General features: G+C 69.1%; 11 protein-coding genes. 4 read left to right on the forward strand and 7 right to left on the reverse strand.

Annotation, left to right across the window (positions count from 1 at the left end; genetic code table 11):
- Window positions 1-18: 18 nt before the first annotated feature.
- From AABM36_RS08180 to AABM36_RS08190, 3 genes are all read left to right on the forward strand, one after another.
- A complete protein-coding gene (locus tag AABM36_RS08180) occupies window positions 19-2,631 on the forward strand; it encodes a DEAD/DEAH box helicase (protein ID WP_423445714.1) in 2,613 nt (870 codons plus the stop codon).
- A gap of 81 nt (window positions 2,632-2,712) precedes the next feature.
- Window positions 2,713-3,363, forward strand: a complete 651-nt coding sequence (locus AABM36_RS08185) for a transcriptional regulator (RefSeq protein ID WP_065118177.1) — start codon at window positions 2,713-2,715, stop codon at window positions 3,361-3,363.
- Complete coding sequence (locus AABM36_RS08190; RefSeq protein ID WP_039101212.1) at window positions 3,360-3,860, forward strand: hypothetical protein; 501 nt, start codon at window positions 3,360-3,362, stop codon at window positions 3,858-3,860. The genes AABM36_RS08185 and AABM36_RS08190 overlap by 4 nt, the downstream gene beginning before the upstream one ends.
- A 36-nt stretch (window positions 3,861-3,896) precedes the next feature.
- On the opposite strand, the gene AABM36_RS08195 is transcribed toward AABM36_RS08190, so the two are convergent.
- The 5 genes from AABM36_RS08195 to AABM36_RS08215 all read right to left on the reverse strand — a co-directional run bounded on the left by AABM36_RS08195 (window position 3,897) and on the right by AABM36_RS08215 (window position 12,103).
- Window positions 3,897-5,204, reverse strand: a complete 1,308-nt coding sequence (locus tag AABM36_RS08195) for a TerC family protein (RefSeq protein WP_224764863.1) — start codon at window positions 5,202-5,204, stop codon at window positions 3,897-3,899.
- Between the two features lie 270 nt (window positions 5,205-5,474).
- Window positions 5,475-6,689: a TerC family protein gene (locus AABM36_RS08200; protein ID WP_121240746.1), complete on the reverse strand. Its 1,215-nt coding sequence runs from the start codon at window positions 6,687-6,689 to the stop codon at window positions 5,475-5,477.
- Between the two features lie 107 nt (window positions 6,690-6,796).
- On the reverse strand, window positions 6,797-8,932 hold the full coding sequence (gene uvrB / locus AABM36_RS08205; RefSeq protein WP_191550714.1) for an excinuclease ABC subunit UvrB: 2,136 nt from the start codon (window positions 8,930-8,932) through the stop codon (window positions 6,797-6,799).
- Between the two features lie 185 nt (window positions 8,933-9,117).
- Entirely contained in the window at window positions 9,118-9,744 is a 627-nt protein-coding gene (gene coaE / locus AABM36_RS08210; RefSeq protein WP_121240750.1) for a dephospho-CoA kinase, read from the reverse strand.
- The gene (locus AABM36_RS08215) at window positions 9,710-12,103 is read right to left on the reverse strand and encodes a dephospho-CoA kinase (RefSeq protein ID WP_121240752.1); all 2,394 of its coding nucleotides are present in this window, start codon (window positions 12,101-12,103) and stop codon (window positions 9,710-9,712) included. The genes coaE and AABM36_RS08215 overlap by 35 nt, the downstream gene beginning before the upstream one ends.
- Before the next feature lie 132 nt (window positions 12,104-12,235).
- On the opposite strand from AABM36_RS08215, the gene AABM36_RS08220 reads away from it, so the two are divergent.
- A complete protein-coding gene (locus AABM36_RS08220; protein ID WP_121240754.1) occupies window positions 12,236-12,967 on the forward strand; it encodes an IMPACT family protein in 732 nt (243 codons plus the stop codon).
- 95 nt (window positions 12,968-13,062) lie between these two features.
- On the opposite strand, the gene rpsA is transcribed toward AABM36_RS08220, so the two are convergent.
- Entirely contained in the window at window positions 13,063-14,550 is a 1,488-nt protein-coding gene (gene rpsA / locus AABM36_RS08225) for a 30S ribosomal protein S1 (RefSeq protein ID WP_121240756.1), read from the reverse strand.
- A gap of 160 nt (window positions 14,551-14,710) precedes the next feature.
- Complete coding sequence (locus AABM36_RS08230) at window positions 14,711-16,108, reverse strand: GNAT family N-acetyltransferase (protein ID WP_121240758.1); 1,398 nt, start codon at window positions 16,106-16,108, stop codon at window positions 14,711-14,713.
- Between the last annotated feature and the right edge of the window lie 64 nt (window positions 16,109-16,172).

A 16,172-nucleotide genomic window follows, 5' to 3' on the forward strand; every position in this document is an offset into this window, starting at 1 on the left:
GCGGATAGGCTGGCGGGGATGAAACTCCTCGACTCCCTGGCCCCAGACCTCTCCGCCCCCGGTCACCAGTACCTGCGCGGCGACTTCGCGTCCAACCCGCTGAGCGAGGACGAGATCTACGAGGGGTTCCTCGGCTGGATCGCCTCCCGGGACATGGAGCTGTACCCCGCGCAGGACGAGGCCATGCTGGAGGTGGCCAACGGGTCCAACGTGATCCTCGCAACGCCCACGGGCTCCGGGAAGTCCACCGTGGCCGTGGCCGCGCACTTCGCGGGCCTGGCGCGCGGGCAGCGCTCCTACTACACCGCCCCCATCAAGGCGCTCGTGTCCGAGAAGTTCTTCGACCTCTGCGAGATCTTCGGGGCGGAGAACGTGGGCATGGTCACCGGGGACTCCGCCGTGAACGCGGACGCGCCCATCGTGTGCTGCACCGCGGAGATCCTCGCGAACGTGGCCCTGCGCGAGGGACCGGACGCGGACCTCGGCCTGGTGGTCATGGACGAGTTCCACTTCTACTCCGACCCCCAGCGCGGCTGGGCGTGGCAGGCGCCGCTCATCGAGCTGCCGCAGGCGCAGTTCCTCCTCATGAGCGCCACCCTGGGGGACGTCACCCGCATCGAGCAGCGGCTCACCGAGACCACGGGCCGGACCACGTCCCTGGTCTCCTCGGGCGAGCGGCCCATCCCCCTGCACTTCTACTACTCGGAACGGCCCATCCACGAGGAGCTCGAGGAGCTGCTCACCACCCACCAGGCTCCCGTGTACGTGGTGCACTTCTCGCAACTGGCGGCCGCGGAGCAGGCGCAGAGCCTCATGTCCGTGGACGTGCTCAGCAAGGAGGAGAAGCAGCGGGTGGCGGAGCTGATCAAGGACTTCCGGTTCTCGGCGGGCTTCGGCAAGACCCTCAACCGGCTCGTGCGCCACGGGATCGGCGTGCACCACGCCGGCATGCTGCCCAAGTACCGCAGGCTCGTGGAGCAGCTGGCGCAGACCGGGCTGCTCAAGGTCATCTGCGGCACCGACACCCTGGGCGTGGGCATCAACGTGCCCATCCGCACGGTGCTGATCACCGCGCTGTCCAAGTACGACGGCCGCCGCACCCGCCGGCTCAGCGCGCGCGAGTTCCACCAGATCGCCGGCCGCGCTGGGCGGGCCGGCTACGACACCGCCGGGACCGTGGTGGTCCAGGCCCCCGAGCACGTGATCGAGAACGAGCGCGCCATGGCCAAGGCACGTGCCAAGCACGGCGACGACCAGAAGAAGCTGCGCCAAGTGCCCAAGAAGAAGGCGCCCGAGGGCTTCGTGTCGTGGAGCCGCAAGACCTTCGACCACCTCGTGGAGGCCACCCCCGAGCAGCTGAGCTCGTCCTTCGCCATCACGCACTCCATGGTGCTCAACATGCTGCAGCGCCCCGGGGACAACATCGCTGCGGGCTACCGGCTGCTCACCTCGGTGGACGAGCCCCGCGCCCGGCAGCGCGCCCTGCTGCGCCACGCCCTGTCCATCCTCAAGGAGCTGCTGCGCGCCGGGGTGGTCGTACGCCTGCCCGAACCGGACGAGACCGGGCGCCGCTACCGCCTCACGGTCGAGCTGCAGGAGAACTTCGCGCTCAACCAGCCCCTCTCCCCCTTTGCACTCGCGGCCCTGGGCCTGCTGGACCCCGAGTCCGAGACCTACGCGCTGGACGTGGTCTCGGTCATCGAGGCCACCCTGGAGAAGCCCCGCCAGGTGCTGAACATGCAGGAGAAGAAGGTCAAGGGCGAGGCGCTGGCCACCATGAAGGCCGAGGGCATCGAATACATGGAGCGCATGCGCGAACTGGACGAGATCACCTACCCGCAGCCGCTGAAGGAGCTGCTGGACCAGGCCTTCGAGACCTACCGGGGTTCCGCCCCGTGGGTGTCCCAGTTCGAGCTGTCCCCCAAGTCGATCGTGCGGGACATGTACGAGCGCGCCATGACCTTCGGGGACTACGTGCAGTACTACGGGCTGGCGCGCTCCGAGGGCATCCTGCTGCGCTACCTCTCGGACGCCTACAAGGCCCTGCGCCAGACGGTGCCCGTGGACGCCACCACCGAGACCCTCACGGACCTCGTGGAGTGGCTCGGCGAGAGCATCCGCCAGACCGACAACTCCCTGCTGGACGAGTGGGAGAAGCTGGCCTCCGGCGAGGAGTCCCCGTCCGGCACGAGCGCCGACTCCCTGGAGGAGCTCGTCGCGGAGCAGCCCGAGGGGGTCACCTCCAACCCGCGGGCGTTCCGCGTGATGGTGCGCAACGCGCTCTTCCAGCGCGTGGAGCTCTTCGCGCAGGAGAAGGACAAGGTGCTGGGTGCCCTGGACGAGAAGTCCGGCTGGGACCGCGACCGCTGGGCGGACGCCATGGACGCGTACTTCGACGAGTACGAGGACATCTACACCGACGCCCAGTCCCGCGGCCCCTCCCTGATCCGCATCACCGAGCACCCCGAGGGTCTGCCGGGCTTCTGGACCGTGGTGCAGGTCTTCGACGACCCCGACGGCCACCACGACTGGGGCATCAACGCGCGCATCGACCTGGCCGCCTCCGACGAGGACGGTTTTCCCGCCGTGCTCGTGGACAACGTGGGTCCCGTGACCGAGACCGGTCGGTGACAGCCACCTTCAGCATGTAGTCTGGATAGCATATTCGGTCGTGATGCAGTTGCAGTTGCATAGCAGGAAGGGATGGGGTCCATGTTCGCCCTCACCGTGGATCGCCGCGACTCCCGCAGGGACGGCCCGCGCCTGAACATGCGGGAGCACCTGGCATCGTGCCAGCGTGATCTCCCCTCCCCCGTGCTCCCGTGGGACATCACCGCGGGGGACGAGCTCCAAGCCCTCTACGACGACGCCGCCGCGGTCCTCGCCGCCGCGCTAGCCCTGGCCGACACCGGCGAGTGGCACGTGGGGCTCGGCCTCGGCCCGGTGGACCTTCCCCTCGCCGGCGCGGTGCGCGAGAGCACCGGTCCTGCCCTCGTGGCGGCCCGGGAGGCCGTCCAGGCCGCCAAGGACTCCGACTCCCCCGCCGTCCACGGTGGCGCGTGGGCGGAGCGCACGGGCTCCGTGCTGGACCTCGTGTGCGCCGTGCGCCGGCGCAGGACCGCGTCGGGGATCCAGACAGCGGCACTCGCAGACACCGGACTCACGCAGCAGCAGATGGCCGAGCGCCTCGGCATCACGCAGTCCTCGGTGTCCCGGCGGCTCGACGCCGCACTGTGGCGGGAGGAGCGCGACGCGCGGACCACGGTGGTCGCCCTGCTCGAGCTCGCGGACGCCCAGGCCGGGTCCGAGGACACGACGTCGGCCGCACCCGCCACCCCGGCGGACAGGGGGCACCGCTCATGAACCACGTGCGACCGCTCACCACCGTGGTGCTGCCGCTCACGCTCCTGCTGGTCACCGTGGCCTGGACCTGGGCCGCGGGCACCGTGCCGCGCGAGTGGGCGTACCCCGCCCTGCTCGTGGCGGGGGCGCTCTCCGGGGATCCCGTGGTCCGCGCCGTCTTCCGCTTCGCGGACCTCTCCGCCGTGCGCGCCCAGCCCTCCGAGAGTCCCTGGGTGGATTCCGAGGCCGCCGCGGAACCCGTGGACCCGCCCCTGCGCGGGGGCCTCGTGATCGGTGCCCTGGAACGTGCCGCGGCCATCGTCTCGCTGCTCACCGGCATGGTCGCGGGCATCGGTGTGGTCGTGGCGGTCAAGGGCCTCGCGCGCTACGGCGAGTTCACCAACGCGCAGCAGCGGGAGCAGTTCATCATCGGCACCCTCGCCTCGCTCCTGTGGGCGGCCCTGTTCGCGGGCGCGGCGCTGTGGTGCTCGACGCCGCCGGGCCCGTTCCCCGGGTAGGGAACGGGCCCGGTCAGGGTGCCGTGCGGCGTCGTGCTACGCGGGTGACGAGCCGGCGCCGCGCCCGCTGTCGCCGCCCGGCGAATCAGCGGCCGTCCGCTCACCCTCGCCGTCCGGCGTGAAGTCCGGGGAGGGCGTCTGCACCGCCCCGGTCTCCGCGAACTCCCGGTGCTGGCCGCGTGCGGTCTCGAGCATGGTCCGGAACCGGGCCCGGTGCTCGATGAGCTCGTTCTTGTGCTTCTCCGACATCTTCGGGAAGTGCGCCTGCAGATCGGCGAGCTCGGCGTCGATCCGGTTGCGCTGCTCGGCCGGGGCGTCCGCGGGCAGTGCCAGGTACCGCTCGGTGAGGTCCTGGGTCTTCTGGATGGTGCGCAGCGCGCGACCCTTGGGGCTGTAGAGAGACGCCAGGACCGTGATGGCGAGCACCGAGAGGATCACGGCGAGGGACGTGCCGATGCCGATCTCCACCACGTCCACGTGCTCACCGTTGTTGATGAACGGCAGCGTGTTCTCGTGCAGCGCGTGCAGGATGAGCTTCACGCCGATGAAAGCCAGGATGATCGACAGGCCCCACGAGAGGTAGATCAGGCGGTCCAGCAGACCGTCGATCAGGAAGTACAGCTGGCGCAGGCCCATGAGCGAGAACGCCGTGGCCGTGAAGACGATGTACGGCTCCTGCGTGAGCCCGAAGATGGCGGGGATCGAGTCCAGCGCGAAGAGGATGTCCGTGCCGCCGATCGCCACCATGACCAGGAGCATGGGGGTCAGGGCGCGCTTGCCGTTGTGCACGGTGAAGAGCTTGTCACCGTCGTAGTAGTCCGTGGTGTGGAAGACCTTCCGGGCCAGGCGCACCACGATGTTGTCCGCCTCGTTGGAGGCGTTCTCCGACATCTCCCCCTTGATGAGGTTGCCGGCCGTGAAGATCAGGATGAGACCGAAGAGGTAGAACACCCACGAGAAGGCGTTGATGGCCGCCGCTCCCGCGAAGATGAACACGGTGCGGGCCACGAGCGCGAAGATGATGCCGAACAGCAGCACCTTCTGCTGGTCCGCCCGGGGCACGGCGAACGAGCCCATGATGATCAGGAACACGAAGAGGTTGTCCACGGACAACGCCTTCTCCGTGACGTAGCCGCCGTAGTACTCGGCCATCATGGTGGGACCGTCCAGCCACAGGATCACGAGACCGAACAGCAGCGCGATGCCCACGTACACGGCGGACCAGACGGCCGCTTCCTTGATGGAGGGTTCGTGCGCCTTGCGCACGTGGAAGATGAAGTCGTAGGCCAGCAGGCCCAGGATGAACGCAATGGTGACAGACCACTGCAACGTGGTGATTTCCACGGTGGGAACTCCTTGTGGGTGGGATGAACCGCACAAGTCTCTCCCCCACGCTCTCCGACCCGGGGCCGGCAGGAACGTGGTCCGCACCCGGCCCAGCGGCGGCGCTGGACGTATTGACGTGCACGGAGGTGAGGGATACTCCCTTGATCGAGATCCATTCTACCCGTGCCGGACCCGTGGGCCCAGAGGAATCCGGAAAACGACGACGTCCCTCCGCCGCGGGGCAGGAGGGACGTCGCAGGGGGCGGCAGGTTTCTCAGCCCGCTCGGGTCAGTTCTGGCGCTCGGCCTCGGCCAGCCGCTCCTGCCGCAGACCGTGGGCACGCTCCAGCAGGTCGTGGTAGCGGGCCTCGGACTCGATGAGCTCGTCCCGGTACTTGGCCTTCACGGTGGGCAGCTGCTCGCGGTACTTCTTCATCTTCTCGGCGGCCTTGGTGCGCTCCTCCACGGGCGCCGACTCCGGCATCTCGAGGTAGCGCTCGGACCAGTCGCGTGCGCCGTTGATGATGCGCACCGCGCGGCCCTTGGGGCTGAAGAGGGACGCCAGGACCGTGAGGACCAGAACGCCCACGATCACGGCCAGGGAGAACCCGGTGGTCACCTCGACCACGTGCACCGGCTCACCGTCGTTGATGAACGACAGGGTGTTCTCGTGCAGCGCGTGCAGGATGAGCTTCACACCGATGAAGCCCAGGATGATGGCCAGGCCCCACGAGAGGTAGATGAGCCGGTCCAGAAGACCGTCGATCAGGAAGTACAGCTGGCGCAGACCCATGAGGGAGAACGCCGTGGCCGTGAAGACGATGTAGGTCTCCTGGGTGAGGCCGAAGATCGCCGGGATCGAGTCCAGCGCGAACATGATGTCCGTGAGGCCGATCGCCACCATGACCAGCAGCATGGGCGTCATCACGCGCTTGCCGTCCACCTGGGTGAACAGCTTGTCGCCGTCGTACTCGTCCGTGGTCTTGAGGAAGCGCTTGGCCAGCCGGACCATGATGTTGTTGGCGTCCTCGTCCTCCGCGGAGTCGGTGACCTCACCCTTGACCAGGTTGCCCGCGGTGTAGATGAGGAAGAGACCGAACACGTAGAACAGCGCGGACCAGCGGTTGATGGCGGCCGCGCCCACGAAGATGAACACCGTGCGGGCGATCAGCGCCACCACGATGCCGAACAGCAGCACCTTCTGCTGGTCCGCGCGGGGCACCTTGAAGGACGCCATGATGATGAGGAACACGAACAGGTTGTCCACGGACAGCGCCTGCTCCGTGACGAAGCCGGCGTAGTACTCCGCCGCGTAGGTGGGGCCGTCGAGGAACAGGACGACCAGCCCGAACAGCAGCGCGAGGGACACGTACAGCCCCGTCCACATGGCCGCTTCCTTGACGGTCGGCTCGTGCGGCTTGCGGGCGTGGAAGATGAAGTCGTAGGCCAGCAGACCCACGATCAGTGCAATGGTGAGACCCCACTGCAGACTGGAGATGTCCACGGGTACCCCTTAGGTGAGATGACGACAGGGAACAACCCGGGTGCGGGCCGTACAGGACCGCCAGTTTACCCGACCCCTTGGCGTGGCCAGGAGGGACGTGGCCCCGCTCACGCGTGGCCGGCGTCCTTCATGCGCCGCAGCTCCTTCTTGAGGTCCGCGATCTCGTCCCGGAGCCGGCCGGCCAGCTCGAACTTGAGCTCGGCTGCGGCATTGCGCATCTGCTCGCTGAGGTCCTCGATGAGCTGGACGAGGTCCTCGGCGGGCGCCGCGGCCACGCCGTCCCGCAGCAGCTTGGACTCCGCGGCAGCCGCGGCCTGGTCCTTCTCGGAGTTCTTCCCCTTGCCGCCCTTGACGGGGGCGGTGTGGTTGTTGGCCGCGGAGCGCTGGGCCAGCAGGGTCCTGGTGTCCTCGTCCTCGCGGGCCAGCTGGTCCGTGATGTCCGCGATCTTCTTGCGCAGGGGCTGGGGGTCGATCCCGTGCTCGGTGTTGTACGCCACCTGGATCTCGCGGCGGCGGTTGGTCTCCTCGATGGCCACGTCCATGGAGCGCGTGATCTTGTCCGCGTACATGTGGACCTCGCCGGACACGTTGCGGGCGGCACGGCCGATGGTCTGGATCAGGGACGTGGTGGAGCGCAGGAAGCCCTCCTTGTCCGCGTCCAGGATGGCCACCAGGGACACCTCGGGGAGGTCCAGGCCCTCACGCAGCAGGTTGATGCCCACGAGGACGTCGAAGGTGCCCATGCGCAGCTCGCGCAGCAGCTCCACACGACGCAGGGTGTCCACGTCCGAGTGCAGGTACTGCACCTTGACCCCGTGCTCCATGAGGTACTCGGTGAGGTCCTCGGCCATGCGCTTGGTCAGGGTGGTCACCAGGACGCGCTCGTCCCGCTCCACGCGCAGCTCGATCTGCTCCAGGAGGTCGTCGATCTGGCCCTTGGTGGGCTTCACGACCACCTGCGGGTCCACCAGACCCGTGGGGCGGATGATCTGCTCCACCACCGAGTCCACCTTGGACATCTCGTACGGTCCGGGGGTGGCGGACATGTACATGGTCTGACCGATCCGCTCCAGGAACTCGTCCCACTTCAGCGGGCGGTTGTCCATGGCGGAGGGAAGCCGGAAACCGTGGTCCACCAGGGTGCGCTTGCGGGACATGTCCCCCTCGTACATGCCGCCGATCTGGGGCACGGTCACGTGGGACTCGTCGATGATCAGCAGGAAGTCGTCCGGGAAGTAGTCCAGCAGGCAGTGGGGGGCGGAGCCGCGCGGGCGGCCGTCGATGTGCAGCGAGTAGTTCTCGATGCCGTTGCAGTAGCCCATCTGCTCCATCATCTCGAGGTCGTACTGGGTGCGCATGCGCAGCCGCTGGGCCTCCACGAGCTTGTTCTGGGACTCGAGCTCCTGCAGCCGCTCCTGCAGCTCGTTCTGGATGGACTCGATGGCCGTGGCCATCCGTTCCGCACCGGCCACGTAGTGGGAGGCCGGGAACACGTACATCTCCCGCTCCTCGTTGATGACCTCCCCGGTGAGCGGGTGCAGGGTGTAGATGGCCTCGATCTCGTCCCCGAAGAACTCGATGCGCAGGGCGTTCTCTTCGTACATGGGGATGATCTCCACAGTGTCCCCGCGCACGCGGAACGTGCCGCGGTGGAAGTCGACGTCGTTGCGCACGTACTGCATGTTCACGAACTGGCGCAGCAGGGCGTCCCGGTCCATCTCCTGGCCCACGGCCAGGGTCACCATCTGCTTGACGTACTCCTCGGGCGTGCCGAGGCCGTAGATGCAGGACACGGTGGAGACCACCACGGTGTCCCGGCGGGTCAGCAGCGCGTTGGTGGCGGAGTGGCGCAGCCGCTCGACCTCCTCGTTGATGGAGGAGTCCTTCTCGATGAAGGTGTCCGTCTGCGGGACGTAGGCCTCGGGCTGGTAGTAGTCGTAGTAGGAGACGAAGTACTCCACGGCGTTGTTCGGCAGCAGCTCCCGCAGCTCGTTGGCCAGCTGCGCCGCGAGCGTCTTGTTCTGCACGAGCAGCAGCGTGGGCCGCTGCACGGCCTCGATCAGCCAGGCCGCCGTGGCGGACTTGCCGGTGCCCGTGGCGCCCATGAGCACCACGTCCTTCTCCCCGCCCTGGATCCGCTCCGAGAGCTCCGCGATGGCCTTGGGCTGGTCCCCGGCGGGCTGGAACTCGGACACGACCTCGAACGGGGCGACCACACGGTTGATCTTCTGGGCGAGCGACATGGCACCAGGCTACGCGGGCCCTCCGACACGCACGACGACGCCGCACGGCCGCCCGGGTGCGCCACCGCACCCGGGCGCGCAGCACGCTGCGGGCCCGGCCACGGCACGGTCGAAAGCTGCCACGGCCGGGCCCGGAGAACCCGAGGCAATCGACGACCAGCGGCGGCCGCGGTCCGGGCTCCGGCTCAGCCCGTCTCCTCCGCCCACCACTCGTGCACCTGGCGCACGAGGTCCTCACGCGTGCCCGAGTTGTCGAACACCGTGGTGGCCACGGCGCGGCGCTGGGCGTCCGAGGCCTGGGCGGCGATGCGGCGTCGTGCGTCGTCCGGGTCCATGCCGCGGTCGGCGACCATGCGCCGCACCCGCTCGTCCTCGGGGGCCTCGACCACCAGCACGCGGTCCATGTCCGCATGCTGACCGGTCTCCACGAGGAGGGGGATGTCCTGCACGAGCACGCCCCCCGGCGGGACGGCGTCCGCGAGCCGTGCGGCCTCGGCCCGCACCAGGGGGTGCATGACGGCGTTGAGCTCCGCGAGCCGGGCCTCGTCCGCGAACACGATCCCCGCCAGCGCCGCGCGGTCCAGGCGCCCGGTGGCCGCATCCACCACGGTGTCCCCGAAGTGCTCGACCACGGCCTCGTAGCCGGCTTCTCCCGGTTCCTGCAGCCGGCGCGCGATCGCGTCCGCGTCCACCACCACCGCCCCGAGCTCCGCCAGGCAGCGGGACACGGTCGACTTCCCGGAGGCGATGCCTCCCGTGAGGCCCACGCGCAGCACGTCAGTGCGTCCCGGGCGTGCGAACGGCGTGGTCATCGTCGGCCACCTCCTGGGGCTCGTCCTCGTCGAGGACCGGGCGGACGGTGTCCTCCCAGATCTCCCGCACCTGCTCGCGCACCCGCTCGACGCCGCCGTCGTTGACGATCACGCGGTCGGCGACCTCGCGGGTCTCGTCGTCGGACGGGGCCTGGTCCACGATCTCCCACGCGACGTCCGCGGGCACCCCCTCGTCCCGGCGCAGGCGCTGCACGCGCTCCTCGGCCGGTGCCGCCACCGCGACCACGAGGTCGAAGCGGTCCCGCTGCTCGGTCTCCAGGGGGTCCCGCAGCACCTGGACCACCACGCGGTCCGGCCCGGCCTCGCGGGCACGACGCCGCGCGGACTCCCGCATGTGCGGCAGCAGCAGCTCGTGGGCGCGGGCCCGGACGGTGTCGTTGCCGGCCATCAGCTCGTCCAGGGCCTCCGTGGTGTCCGCGGCACCCGCGCCGGGCCCCGTGGGCAGCTGCTCCCCGAAGATCCGGTCCACCTCCGCGCGGGTCTGTGTGCCGGGCTCGAGCAGCTCCTGCCACATCTGCACGCTGTCGAGCATGACCGCACCGAGCTCCTCGAACGCGTGCGCGGCGGTGCGTTTGCCCGCCGAGGCGCCACCGGTGAGGGCGAGCTGGAAGACCGGACGGCCCTCCTGCTCGCGCTGCCAGTGCCACGTGCGCGGCTGGTGCGTGTCGTGCTCCGGTTCCGTGCCCACCTCGTACTCGGGACGGATCACGTACTCGGACACCGCCGAGGTGTCCTCCTGCGCCCGGCGGTGGTACTCCTCCGCGGGCAGGACGCGCTTCCACTGCCGCGTGCGCATGGGACGCGCGGTGCCCGCGTCCTGGCGCAGGGCCTGCAGCAGCATCACGGCCTGCAGCACCTCGAGCAGCATCACGGGTGCGCCGATCACGATGATGACCTCCTGCAGGGCGTTGAGCCCGTTCTCCCCCGAGGTCAGCACGATGGCCGTGCACACCGCACCCACGGAGAGGGTCCAGAAGATGCGCTGCCGGCGGGGGCCCTCGTCCTCGTGACCGTTGGCCATGGCGTCCATGACCAGGGCCCCGGAGTCGATCGAGGTGATGAAGAAGATGGTGATCACGATCAGGGCCACGAACGCGGTGACGCCGAAGAACGGCATGGACTGCAGGAACTGGAAGAGCGCCGCCTCCGGGTTGGACTGGGTCACGATCGTCTCGGTGAGGCTGCCCTCCGTGCCGGGGGCCCGGTCGATGCGGATCGCGTTGTAGCCGTAGATCGCCATCCAGACCACCACGAACGCGGACGGCACACCCAGCACACCCACCACGAACTGGCGGATGGTGCGCCCCCGGGAGATCTTGGCCACGAACATGCCCACGAACGGCGCCCACGTGACGGTCCAGGCCCAGTAGAACACCGTCCAGTCGCCGGACCACTGTCCGCCCCCGAAGGTGTCGTTGAAGAACGCCAGGGTGGGCAGCTGGTTGACGTAGCTTCCCGCGGACTCCACGATCGCGCGCATCGTGTCCATGCTGGCACCGGCCATGAGCACGAACAGCATGAGGGCGACGGCCAGGATGATGTTGCCGTAGGAGAGCCGTTTCACGCCCTTCTCCATGCCCGCGAGCACAGAGGCCAGCCCCACCGCGGTGATGACCGCGATGATGGCCGCCTGGATCCAGCCGGCCATGGGGATCCCGTACACGTAGCTCAGCCCGCTGTTGATCTGCAGGGCACCCAGGCCCACGGACACCGCCAGACCGAACACGGTGGCCACGATGGAGAGGATGTCGATGGCCTTGCCCCACGGGCCGTGGATGCCGTCCCCGAGCAGGGGGTGGAACGCGGAGGAGACCCGCGGCGGCAGCTTGCGCTTGTACGTGAAGTAGCCGAACGCCAGCCCGGGCACGGCCAGGATGGCCCACATGTGCAGCCCGAAGTGGAAGTTGGCGATGTTCAGGGCCTCCACGGCGGCCTGGTCCGACCCGGGCTCCGTGCCGTACATGGGCGGGTTCGCGTAGTGGTTGATGGGCTCGGCCACACCCCAGAACATCAGCACGGCGCCCACCCCCGCGGCGAACAGCATGCCGAACCAGGTGAGGCCGGAGTACGCGGGCGCGGAGTCGTCGTCGCCCAGCCGGACCCTGCCGTAGCGGCTGAGCGCGAGTCCCAGGGCGAAGATCACCAGGGCGGTCACGCTGAACGTGTAGAACCAGCCCGTCTCGTACCGCAGCACGTGCGCCACGGCCCCGAAGATCCCCTGCACCGGTCCGGGGAACAGTCCCATGGCCACCGTGAAGACCACGATGAGTGCGGCGGAGACGAAGAAGATGGAGGGTGTGGTGCGTAGTCCGAGGCGGTCGTGGAGGCGGTTGAGCACAGAGGGCGCTTTCGGTCGACGGTCAGGACGCGTTCGGCCACCGCGACGGTGGCCGTGCTCACTGTATCGGTCCACGGTGCCCGGACACGAGAGCGCCGGGAGCACCGGGCCCCGCGTGCCTACACTGGGACGATGCCTTCCGACGCGCACCCCGACCAGCCCGACGCCGGCCGCGCACCGCACGTGTCCTACACCGTCCTGCGGGCCGGGACGGCGCACACCGCGGAGCTCGAGATCAGGAAGTCGCGGTTCCTCGCGGTGCTCACCCGGGTGGACTCCGAGGACGCGGCGCGGACGGCCATTGCCGAGGTCGCCACCCAGCACCGGGACGCCCGCCACCGCTGCACCGCGTTCGTGCTGGGTCCCGCGCGGGACACCACCCGCTCCTCGGACGACGGGGAACCCGCAGGCACCGCGGGCGTTCCCATGCTGCAGACGCTCACCCAGTTCGCCACGCCACGCCAGCACGAGGCCGGGGAACCGGGGGACCTCTCGGACGTGTGCGCCGTGGTGGTCCGCTGGTTCGGCGGCGTGAAGCTCGGCGCGGGCGGTCTGGTCCGCGCCTACTCCGGCGCCATCACGGCCGCACTCGAGACCGCTCCCCTGGCCCGCAGGCTCCGCTGCCGGGAACTGAGCGTGTCCGCACCGCACGCCGAGGCCGGGCGGATCGAGGCCGAGCTGCGGTTGCAGGAATACACCGTGCTCCCCACCGGCTACGACGCCGCCCACGCCACCCTGAATCTGCTCGTCCCGGACCACGCCGCGCAGATCGCCCGAGCCCACGAGGACCTCGCTGCGGCAACCTCCGGTCTCGCCACGGTGGTGGAGGGAACCACCCGGTGGGAGGACGTGCCGCTGCGCTGACCGGGCGGACATGCAAAGAAGCCCCGCACCCCATCCGGGGTGCGGGGCCTCTCTCACGGGCGGGTTGCCCTCACGGGATCACCCACACGCTCGACTCAGTGGCCGGTGAGCTTCTCGCGCAGAGCGGCGAGGGCCTCGTCGGACGCCAGCGTGCCGGAGTCCTCGGCCGGAGCCTCGGACGAGAAGCTCGTGGGGCCGGAGGAGTGGCTCTGCGAGGGGCTGGACGAGGAGGAGGACGACGAGGACGACGTGGTCGCGGCCTCGGCATCGTCCTGGATGTGCTTGCGCACCTGCTCCTTGTGGGCCTCCCAGCGGGACTGGGCCTGAGCGTACTGCTCCTCCCACGCCGAGCGCTGCTCCTCGTAGCCTTCGATCCACTCGTTGGTCTCGGGATCGAAGCCCTCGGGGTACTTGTAGTTGCCCTGCTCGTCGTACTCCGCGGCCATGCCGTACTGGGCGGGATCGAACTCGGTGGACTCAGGGTCCACACCCTCGTTCGCCTGCTTCAGGGACAGCGAGATGCGGCGGCGCTCCAGGTCGATGTCAATGACCTTGACGAACAGCTCCTCGTTGACGGAGACGACCTGCTCGGCCATGTCCACGTGGCGCTGGGCCAGCTCGGAGATGTGCACCAGGCCCTCGATGCCGTCCTCGACGCGCACGAACGCACCGAACGGAACCAGCTTGGTGACCTTGCCCGGCACGACCTGACCCAGGGCGTGGGTGCGGGCGAACAACTGCCAGGGATCCTCCTGGGTGGCCTTCAGCGACAGGGACACGCGCTCGCGGTCCATGTCCACGTCCAGGACCTCCACGGTGACTTCCTGACCGACCTCGACGACCTCGGAGGGGTGGTCGATGTGCTTCCAGGACAGCTCGGAGACGTGCACGAGGCCGTCCACGCCACCCAGGTCCACGAACGCGCCGAAGTTGACGATCGAGGACACGGTGCCCGTGCGGACCTGGCCCTTCTGCAGCTGCTGCAGGAAGTTGGCGCGGACCTCGGACTGGGTCTGCTCGAGCCATGCACGGCGGGACAGGACCACGTTGTTGCGGTTCTTGTCCAGCTCGATGATCTTGGCCTCGAGCTGCTGGCCGATGTACGGCGCGAGGTCGCGGACGCGACGCATCTCCACGAGGGAGGCCGGCAGGAAGCCGCGCAGGCCGATGTCCAGGATGAGACCACCCTTGACGACCTCGATGACGGTACCGGTGACGACGCCGTCGTCCTCCTTGACCTTCTCGATGTCGCCCCAGGCGCGCTCGTACTGGGCGCGCTTCTTGGACAGGATCAGGCGACCTTCCTTGTCCTCCTTGGTGAGGACCAGAGCCTCCACCTCGTCACCCACGGCCACGACATCGTCGGGGTTGATGTCGTGCTTGATGGACAGCTCGCGAGAGGGGATGACACCTTCGGTCTTGTACCCGATGTCCAGGAGGACCTCGTCGCGGTCGACCTTGACGACGGTGCCTTCCACGAGGTCGCCGTCGTTGAAGTACTTGATGGTCGCGTCGACAGCGGCGAGGAAGTCCTCTTCGGTTCCGATGTCGTTGACGGCGACCTGCTGGGTGGTGGTGGTCATGTAGTAGGGACTCCGATGGAATTGGTGTGATGGATTGTCACTTCCGCACCCGCACCTCGAGGGCACGGTCGAGCGGAAGAGTAGAACTTGGTGTGGGCGTGCGAAAACACGCACCGTACCAGTCTAGTGCCCGGCAGGTGCGTGTTCAAGCGGCTGAAGATCAGAACGGGGAGATGCAGTACGGGTCCGCCGTGGTGGTCATCAGGTCCTGGAGGTCCCGCAGCGCGTCCTCGTCCCGCACCCGCAGCAGACCGGCCTGGTGCAGCGTGGACGCCTTGACCGCGCCCAGGTAGAGGGAGCCCAGCAGGTCCACGGTCAGCGCGGCGTCGACCCCCTCCGGCAGCTCCACCGCCGGCAGGGAGGCGCCGGCACGGTCGCTCTCGGTGCGGGGCCGCTCCCCCACCCGCGCCACCCGGGTCTCCTCGCCCGTGGTGTCGATCTCGTAGATCCCGTCCGCGAAGCCCAGCGAGTCCACGATGGACAGGGTCATCCTCCGGTGCGCGGTGTAGTGACGGGCGGACAGCGCGGCCACGGGGTCCAGGACCCGCAGCCACACCCGGTCGGTGCGCTTGTGCACGGTGTACGCGGACATGTCCACCATGCCCCACATCAGGGGGTCCTCGATGGGGGCCGACCTGTAGCGCACCTCGGTGACGAGGTCCAGGTTGCACAGGAACTCCCACAGGGCGATCTGCGCCTGGGAGTCCGCGCCCACCAGGTCCACGACCTCAAGGGTTCCCTCGTAGCCCTGGGTGGGCAGGAACTTGTAGCTGACGTAGCCGTCCGGCTGGCCCTGCTCGTCGTAGTGCACGGCGGTGCGCAGCTCGGGTTCGGCGGCGCCGCGGTGCCAGTTCCACTGCCCCGAGACGTAGTCCCACCACTTCACCGTCCGCCGCAGCGAACCGGCGGTGGTGCGGTGGAAGCGTTCGAAGATCTGCGGGGCAAGCTCGGCCACGGCCAGGTTGTCGGCCATCTCGACGGTCCCCACGGTGGGGGCCTTGAGCTGGAGCCGGGAGTGCGCGTCCACCGTGACCTCGGCGTTGAAGGTGGCCGCGCCGAATCCGAACCGCCCGTAGATCGTGGCCTCGGAGGCGGTCAGCGCCGCGATCGGGAACCCGGCCTCGTGCGCCTCGGTGAGGTCCTGCGTCATGAGGCGGCGCAGCAGTCCCCGGCGGGCGTGGGTGGGTCGCACGGTGACCTCGGAGATCAGCCACGCGGGGATGCTGCGGCCCTCGCCCAGCGTCAGCTCGGAGTCCCACGAGCAGAACGTGGCCACGGGACGCTCCGCCCCCAGGGCCGCGGGGGGCACGGGATCCGTCGTGTACACGCAGCGCAGCCGGGTGCCCGCCTCCCGCAGGGAGCGCAGGATCCGCCGGGTGGCCTCGTCGGTGGGCTCGGCGTCGTGGAAGCCCTGGTACACGGCGCGGTTCCACTGCACGGCCTCGGGGTTGTCCGCGAGCGAGCCCTCGGTCACGGTGAACCGCCGCAGCCGGTAGGTGTTGCCCCGGGCGGTGTGGGTGGTCTCGGTGGGCTGGTCCTGAGGGGGTGTCGTGCTCATCGTGCTCCTTCGTTCCGTGCTCCGGTCCCCGGTTCCGTCCCTCGGAGGGAGGAGCCGTTCGGGG

The sequence above is a fragment of the Kocuria sp. KSNUG genome (assembly GCF_049532735.1).
Lineage (GTDB): Bacteria > Actinomycetota > Actinomycetes > Actinomycetales > Micrococcaceae > Kocuria > Kocuria rhizophila.